Raw genomic sequence first — 17,966 nt, 5'->3', positions numbered from 1 at the left:
CTTGTATGCGTTCTGATACCTGTTTATCGGCTGCTGGCGCTGCGGCTTTACGCCTGTAGGGCAAAGTCGCCCCAGACTGGCCTGAATGTCCTCCCGTGGGTTACCCTTACGGCTTATGTGTGTTTTCCCACAAGGATTAAAGAAATGTCCGAGCCAGTTAAACTGCGCGCTCACAACCAGGCCCATTGCAAGGATTGCAGCCTGGCCCCTCTCTGCCTGCCACTTTCTCTGAATCTGGAAGACATGGATGCGCTGGACGAAATCGTTAAACGCGGCCGCCCGTTGAAAAAAGGCGAGTTCCTGTTCCGCCAGGGCGACACGTTCGATTCCGTTTATGCAGTACGCTCCGGCGCCCTGAAGACCTTCAGCCTGAGCGACAGCGGCGAAGAACAGCTCACCGGTTTCCACCTGCCGAGCGAACTGGTCGGTCTGTCCGGCATGGATACCGAGAAACATCCGGTGTCGGCCCAGGCGCTGGAAACCACCTCGGTCTGCGAAATCCCCTTTGAACGCCTCGATGAACTGGCCCTGCAACTGCCGCAGCTGCGCCGCCAGTTGATGCGCGTCATGAGCCGGGAAATCCGTGATGACCAACAAATGATGTTGTTGCTGTCGAAGAAAACCGCCGACGAGCGCATCGCTACCTTCCTGGTCAACCTGTCCGCACGCTTCCGCGCTCGCGGCTTCTCGGCCAATCAGTTCCGCCTGAGCATGTCGCGCAATGAAATCGGCAACTACCTCGGTCTGGCGGTGGAAACCGTGTCCCGGGTCTTCACCCGCTTCCAGCAGAACGAACTGATCGCCGCCGAGGGCAAAGAGATTCATATCCTCGACCCGATCCAGCTCTGCGCGCTGGCCGGTGGCTCACTCGAAGGTTAATGTCGATCCGCGGTTGAGCGAACCGTTTCAGCCGCGGGTATACTGCGCCGTTTGCAGCCCTGCCAGGACACCTCGACGATGGTCTTCGACTCCTTCGACATCAAATCGCTTATCCGCCCAGTGATCGACTTCCCGAAACCGGGCGTGATCTTTCGCGACATCACCCCGCTGTTTCAATCGCCAAAGGCCCTGCGTCTGGTGATGGACAGCTTCGCCCACCGCTATGTGGAAGCCGATTTCACCCACATCGGTGCGATGGATGCGCGCGGTTTTCTGATCGGCTCGGTACTGGCCTATCAGTTGAACAAGCCGCTGGTGCTGTTTCGCAAACAAGGCAAACTACCGGCGGACGTACTGGCCGAAGGTTACGCGACCGAGTACGGCGAAGCGTTTCTGGAAGTGCACGCCGACAGCCTGTGTGAAGGCGACTCGGTGGTGATGTTCGATGACTTGATTGCCACTGGCGGCACGCTGATCGCAGCGGCCAACCTGATTCGCCGCATGGGCGCGCGGGTGCATGAGGCGGCGGCGATTATTGATTTGCCTGAGTTGAACGGGTCGCAGCGTTTGGAAGACATGGGGATTCCTACCTTCTGCCTGACGCAGTTTGCGTTGACTGATAAATAAGTAGCGCCTGCTAAACCGCTTTCGCGAGCAAGCTCGCTCCCACAGGAGAACGCATTCCAACTGTGGGAGCGAGCTTGCTCGCGAAGGGGCCGGCAGCCTGACTGCAAAACCTAGAGCCCCATCTGCTTACTGATGATCTCGTTCATCACCTCTCGCGTCCCGCCGCCAATCGACAAGATGCGGTTATCCCGATACAGCCGTTCCACCGGACTCTCGCGCATGTAACCAAGCCCGCCAAGAATCTGCACCGCTTCGGTGGTGATCCGGTCCGAGGTGTCCGTGGCAAAGTTCTTCGCCATGGAAATCTCTTTGATCACACTCTGCCCCGCCGCCATTTTCGCCGCTTGCCGGTAAGTGAATTCCCGCGAGACCTCCAGCGCCGTGGCCATCTCCGCGAGGCGATGTTTGATCACCTGAAACTTGCCGATCGGCTTGCCAAACGCCTCACGCTCACTCGCCCACTTCAGGCTCTCTTCCAACGCTAACTGTGAAGTCATGTTGGCCATCAGCGCCAACGCCAGCCGTTCACTCTGAAAGTTGCCCATGATGCAGGCGAAGCCCGTGTTCTCGGCGCCGATCAGGTTTCCTACAGGCACGCGGCAATCGTCGAAGAACAATTCAGCAGTGTCCGACGCCCACCAACCCATTTTCTTCAACTGCCGGCCGACGGTGAAGCCCGGCGTGCCCTTTTCGATCAACAACAGGCTGATACCGCCGAAACCCGGCGCACCGGTGCGCACCGCAACGGTATAGAAGTCGGCGCGCACGCCACTGGTGATAAAGGTTTTGCTGCCGCTGACACGATAGAAATCGCCGTCGCGCACGGCGCGGGTTTGCAGATTGGCGACGTCGGAGCCGCCGCCGGGTTCGGTGACCGCCAGGGCGCTGATCCTTTCCCCGCTGAGCACTGACGGCACAACGCGGTCGCGGACTTCGGGACGCGCCCATTTGACGATCGGTGGCAGGCCGATATCCAGCGATCCCAGCCCCGCTACCAGACCGCCAGAGCCACAGCGCATCAGTTCCTCACTGGCGGCGACCTTGGCGAACAGATCGCCTTCATGGCTACCTCCCAGCGCTTCCGGGTAACCGATGCCAAGGATGCCTGCCGCGCCAGCCTTCAGGTATAGCTCGCGGGGAAAGCTTTCGGCTTCTTCCCATTGATCAATGTCCGGCAGGATCTCGCGTTCGACGAAACGTCTGACGCTGTCGCGGATCAATTGGTGGCTGGGGTCGAAGTATTCCTGAAAGGCAGACATCGGCAAGCTCCACGGAAGGGTTCGCCGAAGTTAACCGAGCGCTTGCTTGGTTTTCAACTCAATTGTGTGAATCAGATAGACCGAGGTGCACCATTCGCGAGCAAGCTCGCTCCCACAGGGGATTTGTAAAAGACACAAAACCAATGTGGGAGCGAGCTTGCTCGCGAAGGCGTCATTTCAGACACCGCAAATTCAGAGCGCGATCGGTTTACGCCCGGCAAACGAATGCGCCAGCGTGCCGCCATCCACCAGCTCCAGCTCCCCACCCAACGGCACGCCGTGGGCAATCCGCGAGGCGATCAGGCCTTTGTTGTTCAGCAACTGCGCGATGTAATGCGCCGTCGCCTCACCTTCCACGGTCGGGTTGGTGGCCAGAATGACCTCGGTAAACGTCCCCGCTTCTTCGATCCGCGTCATCAACTGCGGAATACCGATCGCCTCAGGCCCCAGGCCATCGAGAGGCGACAAATGCCCCTTGAGCACAAAGTAGCGCCCACGGAAACCGGTCTGCTCGACCGCATACACGTCCATCGGCCCTTCCACTACACATAACAGCGTGTCGTCGCGGCGGGTATCGGCGCATTGCGGGCACAGATCGTCTTCGGTCAGCGTGCGGCACTGGCGGCAGTGACCGACCCCTTCCATGGCCTGGCTCAGGGCCTGGGCCAAGCGCAAACCGCCGCTGCGGTCCCGCTCAAGCATCTGCAACGCCATGCGCTGGGCGGTTTTCTGACCCACGCCCGGCAAAGTGCGCAAGGCGTCGATCAGTTGGCGAATCAAAGGGCTGAAGCTCATGGGTAAAAAGTCCGACAAAACAACGAGACGCGGTTTATACCCGCGCCTCTGGCCAGCGTCAAATACTCAGTCCTGGGCGACCTTCACCACCAGTTTGCCGAAGTTGCGCCCCTCGAGCAGACCGATAAACGCCTCGGGCGCCTGCTCCAGACCTTCCACCACGTCTTCGCGGAATTTGACCTTGCCGTCGCGCACCCACGGCACCATGTGGCTGATGAACTCCGGCTGACGATCGCCGTAATCGTCGAACACGATGAAACCCTGGATCCGCACGCGCTTGGTCAGCAGAGTACGTTGCAGCATCGGCAGACGATCCGGGCCTTGCGGCGCCTCGGAGGCGTTGTAACCGGCGATCAGACCGCACAACGGAATGCGCGCCTTGGGATTGAGCAGCGGCACCACCGCATCGAACACATGACCACCGACGTTCTCGTAATAGATGTCGATGCCATCAGGACAGGCCTTGGCCAACTGTTCAGCAAAATCCGCCGCCTTGTGATCGATGCAGGCGTCAAAGCCCAGTTCCTCGACCACGTATTTGCACTTCTCGGCACCGCCGGCCACGCCGACCGCGCGCAGGCCTTTGATCTTCGCCACTTGGCCGACCACCGAGCCCACCGCACCGGAAGCGGCGGCAACAACCAGTGTCTCGCCCTCTTTCGGCTGACCGATGTCCATCAGGCCCATATACGCGGTCATCCCCGGCATGCCGAGTACGCCCAGCGCCATCGATGGACTTGGCAGCCCGGACGGGATCGGGATGATGTTGCGGCCGTCGCTGATGCTGTGGCTCTGCCAACCGGTGGCGCCAACGACCAGGTCGCCTTTATGGAATTTTGGATGACGGGAGTCTTCGACACGGCTGACAGCGCCGCCGGTCATCACTTCGCCGATTTGTACCGGCGCGGCGTAGGACGGTGCGTCGCTCATGCGTCCGCGCATGTAGGGATCGAGGGACAGGTAGAGGGTTTTCAGCAGTACCTCGCCGTCCGCAAGATCCGGCAACGCTTCACGTTCGAGGCGGAAGTTTTCCGGGGTCGGCGCACCGACCGGGCGTGAGGCGAGGACGAAGCGTTGATTGAGCGTGAGGGGGTCGGACATGTCAGCGTCTCCTGTGAAGTGTGAATTCAGCGGGTATAGGGAGCAGACCGTTGAAGCTTTTGCGCGTTCGATGTTTATTCAGTTGTACCGAGGTGAGTTCATTCGCGAGCAGGCTCGCTCCCACCTTTGGAATGCATTTCCCTGTGGGAGCGAGCCTGCTCGCGAAGGCGGCCTCAAAGACACCGCACTTCCAAGAGTCAGAAACAAAAATGCCAGGCGCAAGGCCTGGCATTTTGTGTAGCTCATCTGCCGCCGATTGGCGAATCAGAATGGCAGTTTCATACCGGCTGGCAGGTTCATGCCGGCGGTCATGTTGCCCATTTTGTCCTGGCTGTTTTTCTCGATCTTGCGCACAGCGTCGTTGACGGCGGAGGCAATGACCGCTTCCAGCATCTCTTTGTCGTCTTCGCTCATGCCCTCGACCAGGCTTGGGTCGATGCTCACGCTTTTGACGTCGTGACGACCAGTCATCACCACGGTGACCATATCGCCGCCGGCCTTACCGGTGACTTCGGCGTTGGCCAGCTCTTCCTGCATCTTGGCCATTTTTTCCTGCATCTGCTGCGCCTGCTTCATCAGGCCGGCCATGCCACCTTTCATCATGGGAATCACCTCAAAGTACTTGGATCAAAACAGCGCCCGGCCCAATGGAGCCGAACGCCTTCAGTTATTAGCCCTGAGTGACCAGGGCCTCGACAGGTTCAATAGTATCGTGTCGCACCACCGCGCCGAACTGCTGAACCATCTGCTGGATGAACGGATCACCGTGGATCGATTCCTCCGCCTCGCGCTGACGGTTGGCACGCCGACGGGACGCGGCCTGGGCCGGGGTTTCCTGCTCGGGCTTGATCAGCTCGATGGTCAGGCTCAGCGTGCGACCGTGGTACTGGTTCAACGCATCGTTCAGACGCCGCTGCTGCGTGGCGTTGAACAGTGCGCTGTGCGCCGGATCGAGGTGCATCAGCCAATGATCGCCATCGACGGCGATCAATGTGCAGTTGGCGGCAATGCTGCCGGTCATGCCGGAAATCGGCAGTTTCGGGAACAGCTCCAGCCATTGCAACGCTAGACCTGTGGCCGGTGCGGCAGCAGGTTCTGGCTCGGGCTCCGGGGCAGGCTCGGCGGCGTGTTCGCTGGCCAGTTCATCGAGGTAACTGTAAGCCGAATCCATGTCCGGCTCGATGTAATCCTCGTCCAGCGGCGGCTCGTCGTCGAGGTCCATGCCCGGGGTGGCGGCATCGACGTCGGCGACCGACGGCTCGGGAATCGGTGCGGCAGCCCATTCTGGCGCCTCCGGAACGACGCTGTCCGGGGTCGGCAGCGGCATCGGCGGCAACTCGGGTTGCTCGGCGGTGGTTTCCAGCACCGGTTCGACGGCAGGTTGCTGCGCAGGCTCGGGATCGGACTCGGGCTCGGGCTCGGGCTCAGCCTCGGGCGCTACCGGGTCATTCCACGGCAGATCGACGACTGCCTCGGCGACGACAGGCGCAGGCGCAGGTTCTGGCGCGGCAACAGGAGCAACCGGCGCGGGCTCGGGAGCCGGTGCTGGCGCTACCACGGGTGCCGGCGCTGGAGCCGGCGCAACCGCCGCAGCGACTACCGGCGCAGGCTTGGGCGCGGCAGCCACTGAGTTTGCGGAATCAACTGTGGCCTGGCTGATCCCCACTGGCTTTAGCGGTTGCCTCGGTGCGTCTGCCGTATCTGCCGGCCGGAAGGCCAGCATCCGCAGCAAGACCATTTCGAAACCACCGCGCGGATCCGGCGCCAGCGGCAAATCGCGGCGACCGATCAGGCCCATCTGGTAATAGAACTGCACATCTTCGGCCGGCAACGCCTGGGCCAGAGCCAGCACGCGATCGCGGTCGCCATGGCCGTTATCGACGCCTTCCGGCAGCGCCTGAGCGATGGCCACGCGGTGCAGCACGTTGAGAATTTCCGAGAGCACGCCGTTCCAGTCCGGCCCTTGTTCGGCCAGATGACGCACCGCTTCGAGCAACGCCTTGGCGTCACCTTCGATCAACGAATGCAGGACGTCATAGACCTGACCGTGATCCAGCGTGCCGAGCATCGCCCGCACGTCGGTGGCCAGAACCTTGCCTTCACCAAAAGCGATGGCCTGATCGGTCAGGCTCATGGCGTCTCGCATCGAACCGTCAGCGGCGCGACCGAGCAACCACAGTGCATCGTCTTCAAACGGCACGTTTTCGGCGGTCAGGACGTGGGTCAAATGCTCGACCACGCGCTCCGGTGTCATGTTCTTCAGCGAGAACTGCAGACAGCGCGACAAAATCGTTGCCGGAAGTTTCTGCGGGTCAGTGGTCGCCAGGATGAACTTGACGTACGGCGGCGGCTCTTCGAGGGTTTTCAGCAGCGCGTTGAAGGAATGGCTGGAAAGCATGTGCACTTCGTCGATCAGGTAGACCTTGAAGCGCCCACGGCTTGGGGCGTACTGCACGTTGTCGAGCAACTCGCGGGTGTCTTCGACCTTGGTACGGCTCGCGGCGTCGATCTCGATCAGGTCGACGAAGCGGCCTTCGTCGATTTCACGGCACACCGAGCACTCGCCGCACGGGCTGGAAGTGATACCTGTCTCACAGTTCAGGCATTTGGCAATGATCCGCGCAATTGTGGTTTTACCCACCCCACGTGTACCGGTGAACAGGTACGCGTGGTGCAGCCGCTGGCTGTCCAAGGCATTGATCAGAGCTTTGAGCACATGGGTCTGGCCGACCATTTCGCGGAACGAGCGCGGACGCCATTTACGTGCAAGAACCTGATAACTCATCGAAAACCGTCGCAGCGAAGGAAGCAGAAGCGGCTAATGCTAGCGGAGCAAGGGCAAAATTGCATCCGGTGTCCTCGTCTAATATGGCTAAGCTGCATCAGCAGAGGCTTTTATCGGCTCGGGATCGGGAATTACCGGAGCGTTTATGCGGTGGGCCGTGGGGGCGTTGCTGGGAATCAGCCTGAATGTGACGGCAGCGCAAATCCCGCTGCGCTTCGCCATGCCCGACAGCTGGGCCATGCCCATGGTGCAATACGAACGCGGCCGCCCGACCCAGGGCATTCTCTACGACCTGTTGCTCAGCCTGGCCACGCAGGTCGGCGTACCGGCCGAGTTTCACGTCCTGCCCCGCGCCCGCGTGCAGAGCGCCATGGAACACGGCGAGATCGACGTGCGCTGCTATGCCGCGCAGTCATGGCTGCCGAATCAGTCGGGGGATTACATCTGGAGCCTTCCGCTGTTCTTTCAGCGCGATCTATTGATCAGCCGCAAGGATCAACCGGCCAGCACTGACCCTGCGCACCTGCCCCGCCAATCCATCGGCACCGTCCTTGGCTACACCTACCCGACTCTGCAACCGTTGTTCGACGCTGATCGCCTGCAACGCGAAGATGCGCGCAATCAGGAGCAGGTGCTGGAGAAACTGCTGGCCGGGCGCTATCGCTATGCGGTGAGTAATCAGTGGACGCTGGACTGGTTTAACCAGCGATTGATGCCTGAGCAGCAACTGCAAGGTGTCGCCGTGTTGCAGGAGCAGAAGGTGGGTTGTTATGTGAGGAACGATCCGAGAGTGCCGGTGCAGCGGATTTTGCGCACGTTGTTGCGGATGAAAATGTCGGGGGAGATTGATGAGATTATCCGGCTCTATACCGGCTCCCCTGAAGCCACCCCATAACCCCTGTGGGAGCGAGCCTGCTCGCGAAAGCGGTCTCACAGTCAACTTATCTCTGGCAGGTCTGACGCCTTCGCGAGCAGGCTCGCTCCCACAGTTGACTCAGGGCGCTGGGCAAATCGCAGACACAAAAAAACCGCAGTGGGTGAAACCCATGCAGTTCTGGTTGAAGCGTTCGATTGTTCGTTAAGGTGGTAACCCCACCAGCCACACCCCGGCACACAATGTTCCCGCTGTGGCTGCTGCCTTCCGGCTCTGACCAGGTTCACGGGTAATCGTTGCGGGGGGACCGATGGGGTCACCATAACGACGCTTGCCTATCGGCGAGCCGCGCCATTGTACCTATCTGAGACGAAGTTACAACCGTTGGTTGCAGATTAAAAATATGAACGGGCTCAAGGACATAAAGATCGCAGCCTTCGGCAGCTCCTACAGGGCCAGAACTTCATCCGCCCTGCCGCCTGCCTGCTGGATCACCAGATGAATGAAGTGCAGCTTGGCAATCGCAGCGGCTGGCAGTACGAACGGGTAGAAATCCGGCTGGCCCATGCTGCGCGACAATTCGTTGAGCATGCCGGCCAGTTCAATCCACGCGTTGACGAACGACAGAAACGCCTCGCCGCCAGGATGCTCCGGGTCGTACAGCGTGCTGGTCGGAAACGGCTGGTAGTCGAAATCCATTTCCCGCGCGCTCATGCCGAAACCCAGCGCGGTGTCCACAGCGTCCATCATGTGCAGGTAATGCGCCCAGGTTTCCGCCCAGTCTTCCCACGGGTGCATGGTTGCGTAGGCGCTGACGTAGTGCTGCGGCCAGTCGAGTGGCGCGCCTTGCTGATAGTGGCGATCAAGCGCCTCGGCGTAACTGGCGCGTTCGTCGCCGAACAGGTTGCGGAATGAGCCGAGCCATGGGCCGTCGGCGATCAGGCGATCCCAGTAATAATGGCCGACCTCATGACGGAAATGCCCAAGAAGCGTACGATAGGGTTCGTGCATCGCCGCCCTCACCTGTTCACGGTGAGCATCGTCGGCTTCCTTGATGTCGAGGGTGATCAGGCCGTTGGCGTGGCCGGTCATCGGTGCGTTGCCTTCGAGGTCGACACCGATGAAATCGAAGGCCAGCCCAGTGTCTTCATCGACGGTTTTCGGGACGACTTGCAGGCCGAGGGTGATCAGTTGCGCGACGAGACGACGCTTGGCGATTTCGACTTTGCGCCAGCGTTCGGGGTTGTCCGGGTCGGACAAGTCAGGGATTGTGCGGTTGAGGCTGCAAGCGATGCACAGGCTGTCGTGATCGTTGGCCGGCAGCAGCCAGTTGCACGCGGCGGCTGTGTCGAGGTTGGCGCAGCGGCGGAACAATCCCGAGTCGGGATCGGCGTCGAGCATCCAGGTGCCCGCGTATGGCCCCGGTTGCAGCGAGGTCAGGCGACTTTCTTCGGGTTGATAACCAAGCAGGGCATTACACGCCAGGCACTGGCTGTTGCGAAAGAACAGCGACTGGCCGCAGCGGCACGGCCAGACTTTGCTGTTGCGCGAAGATTCGCCCATGAACGGCGCGATGATGCGGGAACTGAGCTGCTCGAAAAAGCGGTGCATGGCGATCTCTCCCTGGGGCTTGCCAAGACTAGATCATTCTTGCGGGTTGATCGTTCCAACGCTCTGCGTGGGAAAATCAAAAGATCGCAGCCTTCGGCAGCTCCTACAGGAGATCAGTGGACACCCGCGTTATCGTGGTGGAACACTAGCTCTGTAGGAGCTGCCGCAGGCTGCGATCTTTTGATCTTAAACGGCGACGCCGTGAGTTTTGAGGAAGGCGATGAAGGCTTCTTCGTCCATCACCTTCACGCCCAACTCATTGGCCTTGGTCAATTTGGAGCCGGCACCGGGACCTGCGACCACGCAATGAGTCTTCGCCGACACGGAACCGGCAACCTTGGCGCCAAGGCTTTCCAGGTGTTCCTTGGCGACATCACGGCTCATCAATTCAACTTTGCCAGTCAGCACCCAGGTCTCGCCGGACAGCGGCAAACCTTCGACGACTTTCTTCTCGCTCTGCCAGTGCATTCCGAAATCACGCAGTTGCTTCTCGGACTCTTCGGCTAACTGACGATGCTCCGGAACGGCAAAAAACTCGCGAACCGAATTCGCCTGTTTCTCCGGCAAGGCCTGACGCATGTCCAGCCAGTCAGCATTCATCACCGCTTCCAGCGAGCCGAACTTGTCCGCCAGTTTCTGCGCGCCACCGGGGCCGACCGAAGGAATGTGCAGCTTGTCGAGGAAACCACCCAGCGTGGTGCTGGCGGCGAACTCGGCGCCCAACTCGCCCTGATCCTGAATCTGCAAACCATGGCCGAGCAACTCGGTGATGACCTGCTGGTTATGCGCATCTTCAAAGAAGCTGTGAATCTCGTGCGCCACTTCCAGACCTACATCCGGCAGGTAGGTCAGCACTTGCGGCAATGCCTGCTGCACGCGCTCCAGCGATCCCAGCGAGCGCGCCAGCACCTTGGCGGTCTCTTCGCCGACATCGGGAATGCCCAGCGCATAGATGAAGCGCGCCAGCCCCGGTTTCTTGCTGTCTTCGATCGCCGCCAACAACTTGTTGCTGGAGACCTCGGCAAAGCCTTCCAGATCGACGATGTCGTCAAACTTCAGCGCATACAGATCCGCCGGCGAACTGACCAGGCCTTCATCGACCAGTTGCTCGACGCTCTTGTCGCCCAGGCCTTCGATATCCATCGCGCGGCGCGAGACGAAGTGAATGATCGCCTGCTTCAGTTGCGCGCCACAGGCCAGACGGCCGACGCAGCGATACACCGCGCCTTCGCTGACGGTTTCCTTGCCTTTGCTGCGCTTGATCAGTTGCGTGCGCTCGACGTGCGAACCGCAGACCGGGCAACTTTCAGGTATCTGCACCGCACGCGCGTTTTCCGGACGACGCTCGGTGACCACTTGCACCACCTGCGGGATCACATCACCGGCACGGCGGATGATCACGGTGTCGCCGATCATCAAGCCCAGACGTGCGACTTCATCCATGTTGTGCAGCGTGGCGTTGGCCACGGTCACACCGGCAACCTTGACCGGTTTCAGACGCGCCACTGGCGTCACGGCGCCCGTGCGGCCAACCTGGAATTCCACGTCGAGCAGCTCGGTGAGCTCTTCCATCGCCGGGAATTTGTGCGCGATCGCCCAACGCGGTTCGCGGGCGCGGAAGCCCAGTTCGCGCTGATCGGCAATGCTGTTGACCTTGAACACCACGCCGTCGATTTCATACGTCAGCGAGTTACGGCGCGCGCCGATGTCGCGGTAGTAATCCAGGCATTCATCGATGCCTTTGGCCAGTTTCAATTCGTGACTGATCGGCATGCCCCACTTCTGCAACTGCTTGAGGTTGCCGATGTGGGTGTCGGAAATATCGTGGGAAACCTGACCGATGCCGTAGCAGCAGAACTCCAGCGGACGGTTAGCAGTGATCTTCGAATCGAGCTGACGCAGGCTGCCGGCCGCAGCGTTGCGTGGATTGGCGAAGGTCTTGCCGCCGATTTCCAGTTGCGAGGCGTTGAGGCGCTCGAAACCGGCCTTGGACATGAACACTTCACCGCGCACTTCCAGGGTCGCCGGCCAGCCTTCGCCGTGCAGCTTCAGCGGAATGTTGCGCACGGTGCGCACGTTGACGCTGATGTCTTCGCCAGTGGTGCCGTCGCCGCGCGTGGCGCCGCGCACCAGCACACCGTCCTGATAGAGCAGGCTGACCGCCAGGCCATCGAGTTTCGGCTCGCAGCTGTATTCCACCGCCGCACTGCCGCCGAACAGATCGCCGACCGGTAGATCCAGGCCTTCAGTGACGCGGCGATCGAACTCGCGCATGTCGGTTTCTTCGAAGGCGTTGCCGAGGCTGAGCATCGGCACTTCGTGACGCACCTGAGTGAATGCGGTCAGTGCCACGCTGCCGACGCGCTGAGTCGGCGAATCACTGGTGATCAGCTCCGGGTTGGCCGCTTCCAGCGCCTTGAGTTCGTGGAACAACCGGTCGTACTCAGCGTCCGGAATGCTCGGCTCGTCGAGAACGTGATAACGGTAGTTGTGTTGATCGAGTTCAGCGCGCAGCTCGAGAATGCGGTTTTTGGCGGCGGTCATGGGTGTTCTCTCATAAAGCAAAAGAGCAGCCGAGGCTGCTCTAATTCATCTATCTCTGGCAGCAGAAGCAAAAGATCGCAGCCTTCGGCAGCTCCTACAGACATCGCAATCCTGTAGGAGCTGTCGAGTGAAACGAGGCTGCGATCTTTTGATCTTGGCCTTAGCGCTTCTGGGTCAGGGCGCGACGTTCGAATTCGACGATGCGCTGACGGTAGTGCTCGATGGTCTGCGCGGTCAAAACACTGCGCTGGTCATCTTTCAGTTCGCCGTTCAGTTCCTGGGACAACTTGCGTGCTGCCGCCACCATCACGTCGAAGGCCTGCTTCGGATGACGCGGACCCGGCAAGCCGAGGAAGAAGCTCACCGCCGGGGTGCTGAAATGGTCGATGTCGTCCAGATCAAAGATGCCCGGCTTGACCGCGTTGGCCATGGAGAACAGCACTTCACCGTTGCCAGCCATGCTTTCGTGACGGTGGAAAATATCCATCTCGCCAAAACGCAGGCCGCTTTCCAGGATGTTCTGCAACAGTGCCGGGCCTTTGAAGCCGGCAGCGTCACGGCAGATCACACTGATGACCAATACCTCTTCGGCTTGTGGCTGATCCTTGTCGACCGCCGCCGAAGCAGGCTTGGTGCCTTCAACGAGGTCGTCGTCACGGCTGCTGAAGCTCGGGCCGCCGTCCAGATCCAGGTCGAGGTTCAGGTCGCCCTGAGCCGGGCCGTTGCCGCCACGCTTGCCACGTTTCGAGCCGGACTCGCGAGGCTCGCGTGCTTCGCGGGCCGGCATGCTCACCGACGGCAGATCATGTTCGTCCAATTGCGGCTCTTGATGCGTATCCAGTACACGGGCCGGGCCCAACAGCTCAGCGCTGGTGTCCTCGTCCGGCAGGTTGGACAGACTTCGGTCAAGACGGAATTTCAGTTTTCCCTTGCCGCCGCGCATACGGCGCCAGCCATCGAAAAGAATACCGGCTATCACAATGATGCCGATGACGATCAGCCACTCGCGCAGACCGATTTCCATGTAATCCCGTGCCTCTATAAAAAATGCTGAAAAATAAGGGGTTTACATTGTGCAAACCGCTTTAAAACGTGGCGCCAACTCTATGTTCTGACAGGCGTTTTGCCCACGTATACGAAAAATTGACATTAAACTAGCACGACCAAAGACAACTTTACACCGTCTGTCTCATTGGCTTGCGCGAATATGTCGATTGGCCAGCAAGTCGAACCCGGTAAAAAAGTCCTACAACCCTCAATTACCTTTCCGACACCACGCTGGCTCAGGCGTCCACCATCGCCATCGCCTCCTCGACATCCACGGCTACCAGTCGCGAACAACCCGGTTCATGCATCGTTACCCCCATCAACTGCTCGGCCATTTCCATGGCGATCTTGTTGTGGGTGATATAGATGAACTGCACGGTCTGCGACATCTCTTTGACCAAGCGTGCGTAGCGTCCAACGTTAGCGTCATCCAGTGGCGCGTCAACCTCATCGAGCATGCAGAACGGCGCCGGGTTCAATTTGAAGATGGCAAAAACCAGTGCCAGTGCGGTCAGGGCTTTCTCCCCGCCAGAGAGCAAATGGATGGTGCTGTTCTTCTTCCCGGGCGGCTGCGCCATGATCGTTACCCCTGTATCGAGTAGATCTTCGCCCGTCAGTTCCAAATACGCCCGTCCACCACCGAAAACTTTTGGAAAAAGTGCCTGTAAACCGCCATTGATCTGATCAAAGGTATCTTTAAAGCGGTTGCGGGTTTCCTTGTCGATCTTGCGAATGACGTTTTCCAGCGTTTCCAGTGCTTCGACCAGATCGGCGTCCTGAGCATCCAGATAACGTTTACGCTCGGATTGTTGCGTGTATTCGTCGATGGCCGCGAGGTTGATCGCACCCAGGCGCTGAATCCGCGCGTTGATGCGTTCGAGTTCTTCTTCGGCTTCGCGTTCACTGGCTTGCGCGGTTAATGTCGCGAGCACGCCGTTGAGATCGTAGCCGTCTTCGAGCAATTGATCCTGCAAGGCCTTGCGGCGCACGGTCAGCGCTTGCCATTCCATGCGTTGCTGTTCGAGTTGGCCGCGAATCAACTGCGATTGCTGCTCGGCCTGAGTCCGACGTTTTTCCGCGTCACGCAATTCGCGATCGGCATCTTCCAAAGCGATCTGCGCGGTCTTCAGTTCTTCATCGACGGTCATGCGCTTGTCGAGCAGCTCTTCGAGTTTCAGGCGCAGCTCTTCCAGCGGTGCCTCGCCCTCCTCCAGATTCAGACTCAACTGTTCGCGTTTTTCCGTCAGACGCTCGGCCTGCATTTCCAGACGTTCAAGGGCCTGACGCGTGGAGTCGTGCTGCGCGCGCAACGAACCAAGACGCACGGCCAGTTGATGCGCATGATCCTTGTGCTGCCGCGCTTCCTGACGCACCCGGTCGAGGCGTTCGCGCAGGCTGTCGCGCTGGGCCAGCAGCAACTCACGTTGCTCGGTGTCCAGCGCCATGGCATCCAGCGCGTCCTGCAATTGCATGCGCGCTTCGCCGATCTGTTCGTGCTCGAGTTCGCGTTGCTCGCCGAGTTCGACCAGCTCTTCATCAAGACGGGTACGACGCAGCGTCAACTGTTCGGCCTTGGCTTTGCCGGCTGACAGTTGCGCTTTCAATTCGCCTTGCTGACGCGCTTCGTCTTGCAGCAAACGACGCAAATGTTCGCGGCCGTTTTCCTGCTGACGCTGTTGTGCGCGCAGGGTTTGCAGACGGGTTTCCATGGCCTCGACCGTGGCTTCTTTCTCTTCGCGCTCGAGGTGCAACGCTTCGATTTCCTGGCCCCGGGCGAGCATGCCGCTTTCCGCTTCGCTGGCACGACGCACGCGCAGGAAATACCGACCGACCCAATAACCGTCGCGGCTGATCAGGCTCTCGCCGGCGCTCAATTGCCCACGCAAGGTCAACGCCTGCTCAAGGCTGTCGACCGGCTTGACCTGACCGAGCCATGGCGACAGATCAATCTGCGCGTCGACTTTATCCAGCAAGCTGCCCGCCACACGCACGCCATCGCTGGCCGGGCTGAGCAGGCGCAGATCGCCTTGGGTGAAACCGGATAAATCGAAACCGCTGAAATCGTCGACCAGCACCGCTTGCAGATCAGCGCCGAGCACGGTTTCCACCGCCAATTCCCAACCGGCCTCGACCTTCAGGCCTTCGGCCAGACGCGGACGCTCGGTGAGGTTGTGTTCCTTCAGCCATTCGGCGGTGCCAGTGCCTGGATCGAGCGCGGCTTGCTGCAAGGCTTCGAGGGACGCGAGGCGACCGTTAAGGCGCTGCAAATCACCCTGCGCCTGTTGTTGCGCAGTCAACGCCTGCTGCAACTCCTGGCGCAGTGTTTCGAGTTTTTCGACCTGTGCTTCTTCGCTGGTCTGCAAATCTTCGAGGGTCGCTTCGGACTCGGCGAGCTGCTCGTTGAGCTCCATGATCGCCGCGTCTTCCGGGTCGGCCGAGAGCAACGCGCGCTCTTCACCGAGACGTTTTTGCCGATCGGCGAGACGCTCCATGCTGGTTTCCAGCTGCTGGATGCGCGATTGCTGCACTTCGGCCTGACGGCGCGGTTCGGCGGCGGTCAGGTTGAAGGCGTCCCACTGCTCCTGCCAGCCGTGCATGACGGATTCGGAATCCTCCAGCGCAGCGGCGGCTTCCTCGGCGGCGGCGCTGGTGACTTCCTGCTCAGGGGTGAGCATGTCCAGCTCTTCACCGAGGGTCAGCAGCAACGTGCGGTCATGGCCCAGATGCGATTCGGTTTCCAGACGTGCGCGCTCGGCTTCTTTCAGATCGTCCTGCAACTGCCGCAGACGTTGCTGGCCGTGCTGGATGCTCTGCTCGACCCGGGCGATGTCGCCGCCGACCGAATAGAAGCGCCCCTGCACCAGATTGAAGCGTTCGGACAGGTCATGGTGACCGTCGCGCAGGCGCTCGATGGCCGCGTCGGCATTGCGTTGCTCGGCGACCAGCGCTTCGAAACTTATTTCCTGAGTGCCGATGATCGACTCGCGCTGACCGACCTGATCATTCAGATCCTGCCAGCGCAGAGCCGACAGTTGCGCCTTGAGCTGACGCTCCTCGGCTTTGAATTCCTGATACTTCTTCGCCGCTTCGGCCTGACGGTGCAGGCGTTCGAGCTGACGCTCAAGCTCTTCGCGCAAGTCAGTCAGGCGCGCGAGGTTTTCGTGGGTGCGGCGAATGCGGTTTTCGGTCTCGCGGCGGCGCTCCTTATATTTCGAGATGCCGGCGGCTTCTTCGATGAAGTTGCGCAGGTCTTCGGGCTTGGATTCGATCAGCTTGGAGATCATCCCCTGCTCGATGATCGAGTAGCTGCGCGGGCCGAGGCCGGTGCCGAGGAAGATATCGGTGATGTCGCGGCGACGGCATTTGGTGCCGTTGAGGTAATAGGTGGTCTGGCTGTCGCGGGTGACTTTGCGGCGAATCGAGATCTCGGCGTAGGCCGCGTATTCACCGAGCAAGGTGCCGTCGGAGTTGTCGAAAACCAGCTCGATACTGGCCTGACTGACCGGTTTGCGGCTGGTCGAGCCGTTGAAGATGACGTCGGTCATCGACTCGCCACGGAGGTTCTTCGCCGAACTCTCGCCCATCACCCAGCGTACGGCGTCGATGATGTTCGACTTGCCGCAACCGTTCGGCCCGACGACTGCCGCCATGTTACTGGGGAAGTTCACCGTGGTCGGGTCGACGAAGGATTTGAATCCCGCCAGTTTGATGCACTTGAGCCGCACGCTTAGGCAACCGTCAGCGCGGAGACCACCAGATCGCAACTGCGCTGGGCGTACGCCGTCAGCACGATGCGGATCTGCGGCAAATCACGGGCGAGCACGGCGGCGAGCAGGCGTTCGAACAGTTCGAGGAACTCGCTCATTGAGGCCTTGCGCTGTTCGAGGGCGAGGAAGTAGGCGCGGCTCATGGCCGGCTGCAGGTTTTCGACCGTTTCTTGCAGGTACGGATTGTTGGCGAACGGATAGGCGGCGCGCATCACGCTGAAGCTGTCGTCGACGAAGCTGCGGATGTCCTGACGCTCGTAGCTGGCGCTCAGGCGCTGCTGAATCTGCACGAACGGCGCCATGTCGGACTGCACTTGCCAGCCATTGGCCACCGAGTTGCCGAGCAGGATGTACAGCTCGCTCATCAGCGTGCACAGGCTCTGCACCTTGTGCGGCGTCAGCTCGGTGACGTGCGCGCCACGGCGCGGCAGGATCGCGATCAGGTGACGGCGCTCGAGGATCAGCAAGGCTTCGCGGACCGAACCGCGGCTGACATTCAGTGCCAGCGTGACCTTCTGTTCCTGGATGCGCTCTCCCGGCTTCATTTCGCCACGAATGATGCGTTCGGCGAGGTGGTGAGCGATTTGCTCGGCGAGGCTGTCCGGCGCCTTGAACGTCATGGTTGTCCTTCAAACTCTATCGATCTGCACAAGCGGCGCAGTGTAGCGCAAATGCAC

At 60.4% G+C, this 17,966-nt stretch carries 13 protein-coding genes and 1 other RNA gene; 3 read left to right on the top strand and 11 right to left on the bottom strand.

Annotated features, from left to right (window positions below):
• Window positions 1-144: 144 nt before the first annotated feature.
• Window positions 145-879 carry a fumarate/nitrate reduction transcriptional regulator Fnr gene (gene fnr / locus F8N44_RS15740; protein ID WP_003223347.1) on the top strand — a complete coding sequence of 245 codons (735 nt, stop codon included), beginning with the start codon at window positions 145-147 and terminating at the stop codon, window positions 877-879.
• Between the two features lie 78 nt (window positions 880-957).
• Entirely contained in the window at window positions 958-1,506 is a 549-nt protein-coding gene (locus F8N44_RS15735) for an adenine phosphoribosyltransferase (RefSeq protein ID WP_064116891.1), read from the top strand.
• A gap of 110 nt (window positions 1,507-1,616) precedes the next feature.
• Here the strand turns inward: F8N44_RS15735 and F8N44_RS15730 are convergent, their stop codons facing one another.
• The 5 genes from F8N44_RS15730 to dnaX all read right to left on the bottom strand — a co-directional run bounded on the left by F8N44_RS15730 (window position 1,617) and on the right by dnaX (window position 7,446).
• Complete coding sequence (locus tag F8N44_RS15730) at window positions 1,617-2,765, bottom strand: acyl-CoA dehydrogenase family protein (RefSeq protein WP_150650943.1); 1,149 nt, start codon at window positions 2,763-2,765, stop codon at window positions 1,617-1,619.
• 192 nt (window positions 2,766-2,957) lie between these two features.
• Window positions 2,958-3,560: a recombination mediator RecR gene (gene recR, locus F8N44_RS15725; protein ID WP_150650942.1), complete on the bottom strand. Its 603-nt coding sequence runs from the start codon at window positions 3,558-3,560 to the stop codon at window positions 2,958-2,960.
• Between the two features lie 66 nt (window positions 3,561-3,626).
• Window positions 3,627-4,661 carry an NADP-dependent oxidoreductase gene (locus F8N44_RS15720; protein ID WP_150650941.1) on the bottom strand — a complete coding sequence of 345 codons (1,035 nt, stop codon included), beginning with the start codon at window positions 4,659-4,661 and terminating at the stop codon, window positions 3,627-3,629.
• Between the two features lie 264 nt (window positions 4,662-4,925).
• Window positions 4,926-5,264: a YbaB/EbfC family nucleoid-associated protein gene (locus F8N44_RS15715; RefSeq protein WP_016984747.1), complete on the bottom strand. Its 339-nt coding sequence runs from the start codon at window positions 5,262-5,264 to the stop codon at window positions 4,926-4,928.
• Window positions 5,265-5,331: 67 nt separating this feature from the next.
• The gene (gene dnaX / locus F8N44_RS15710) at window positions 5,332-7,446 is read right to left on the bottom strand and encodes a DNA polymerase III subunit gamma/tau (protein ID WP_150650940.1); all 2,115 of its coding nucleotides are present in this window, start codon (window positions 7,444-7,446) and stop codon (window positions 5,332-5,334) included.
• 145 nt (window positions 7,447-7,591) lie between these two features.
• Between dnaX and F8N44_RS15705 the strand changes: the two genes are divergently transcribed.
• Complete coding sequence (locus tag F8N44_RS15705) at window positions 7,592-8,341, top strand: substrate-binding periplasmic protein (RefSeq protein ID WP_150650939.1); 750 nt, start codon at window positions 7,592-7,594, stop codon at window positions 8,339-8,341.
• 195 nt (window positions 8,342-8,536) lie between these two features.
• On the opposite strand, the gene ffs is transcribed toward F8N44_RS15705, so the two are convergent.
• From ffs to F8N44_RS15675, 6 genes are all read right to left on the bottom strand, one after another.
• An RNA gene (ffs, locus tag F8N44_RS15700) (signal recognition particle sRNA small type) lies at window positions 8,537-8,633 on the bottom strand.
• 134 nt (window positions 8,634-8,767) lie between these two features.
• On the bottom strand, window positions 8,768-9,931 hold the full coding sequence (locus F8N44_RS15695; protein ID WP_150650938.1) for a putative zinc-binding metallopeptidase: 1,164 nt from the start codon (window positions 9,929-9,931) through the stop codon (window positions 8,768-8,770).
• Window positions 9,932-10,117: 186 nt separating this feature from the next.
• On the bottom strand, window positions 10,118-12,475 hold the full coding sequence (ligA, locus tag F8N44_RS15690; protein ID WP_150650937.1) for an NAD-dependent DNA ligase LigA: 2,358 nt from the start codon (window positions 12,473-12,475) through the stop codon (window positions 10,118-10,120).
• A gap of 160 nt (window positions 12,476-12,635) precedes the next feature.
• On the bottom strand, window positions 12,636-13,499 hold the full coding sequence (gene zipA, locus F8N44_RS15685; RefSeq protein ID WP_150650936.1) for a cell division protein ZipA: 864 nt from the start codon (window positions 13,497-13,499) through the stop codon (window positions 12,636-12,638).
• Between the two features lie 259 nt (window positions 13,500-13,758).
• Complete coding sequence (gene smc / locus F8N44_RS15680; protein ID WP_150650935.1) at window positions 13,759-17,247, bottom strand: chromosome segregation protein SMC; 3,489 nt, start codon at window positions 17,245-17,247, stop codon at window positions 13,759-13,761.
• A 2-nt stretch (window positions 17,248-17,249) separates the two neighbouring features.
• Window positions 17,250-17,909, bottom strand: coding sequence for a GntR family transcriptional regulator (locus F8N44_RS15675; protein WP_150650934.1), 660 nt, complete (start codon window positions 17,907-17,909; stop codon window positions 17,250-17,252).
• Window positions 17,910-17,966 lie beyond the last annotated feature (57 nt).

It is taken from the genome of Pseudomonas fluorescens (assembly GCF_902497745.1).
Lineage (GTDB): Bacteria > Pseudomonadota > Gammaproteobacteria > Pseudomonadales > Pseudomonadaceae > Aquipseudomonas > Aquipseudomonas fluorescens_BM.
Note: the sequence above shows the minus strand (reverse complement) of the source record. Positions and strands in the feature narration are given on the sequence as shown.

Bases quoted from the DNA above. Each gene is read 5' to 3' on its own strand.
- recR (WP_150650942.1), bottom strand. From the start codon at position 3,560: ATGAGCTTCAGCCCTTTGATTCGCCAACTGATCGACGCCTTGCGCACT.
- ligA (WP_150650937.1), bottom strand. From the start codon at position 12,475: ATGACCGCCGCCAAAAACCGCATTCTCGAGCTGCGCGCTGAACTCGAT.
- dnaX (WP_150650940.1), bottom strand. From the start codon at position 7,446: ATGAGTTATCAGGTTCTTGCACGTAAATGGCGTCCGCGCTCGTTCCGC.
- F8N44_RS15695 (WP_150650938.1), bottom strand. From the start codon at position 9,931: ATGCACCGCTTTTTCGAGCAGCTCAGTTCCCGCATCATCGCGCCGTTC.
- F8N44_RS15675 (WP_150650934.1), bottom strand. From the start codon at position 17,909: ATGACGTTCAAGGCGCCGGACAGCCTCGCCGAGCAAATCGCTCACCAC.
- fnr (WP_003223347.1), top strand. From the start codon at position 145: ATGTCCGAGCCAGTTAAACTGCGCGCTCACAACCAGGCCCATTGCAAG.
- F8N44_RS15720 (WP_150650941.1), bottom strand. From the start codon at position 4,661: ATGTCCGACCCCCTCACGCTCAATCAACGCTTCGTCCTCGCCTCACGC.
- F8N44_RS15705 (WP_150650939.1), top strand. From the start codon at position 7,592: ATGCGGTGGGCCGTGGGGGCGTTGCTGGGAATCAGCCTGAATGTGACG.
- F8N44_RS15715 (WP_016984747.1), bottom strand. From the start codon at position 5,264: ATGATGAAAGGTGGCATGGCCGGCCTGATGAAGCAGGCGCAGCAGATG.
- F8N44_RS15730 (WP_150650943.1), bottom strand. From the start codon at position 2,765: ATGTCTGCCTTTCAGGAATACTTCGACCCCAGCCACCAATTGATCCGC.
- zipA (WP_150650936.1), bottom strand. From the start codon at position 13,499: ATGGAAATCGGTCTGCGCGAGTGGCTGATCGTCATCGGCATCATTGTG.
- F8N44_RS15735 (WP_064116891.1), top strand. From the start codon at position 958: ATGGTCTTCGACTCCTTCGACATCAAATCGCTTATCCGCCCAGTGATC.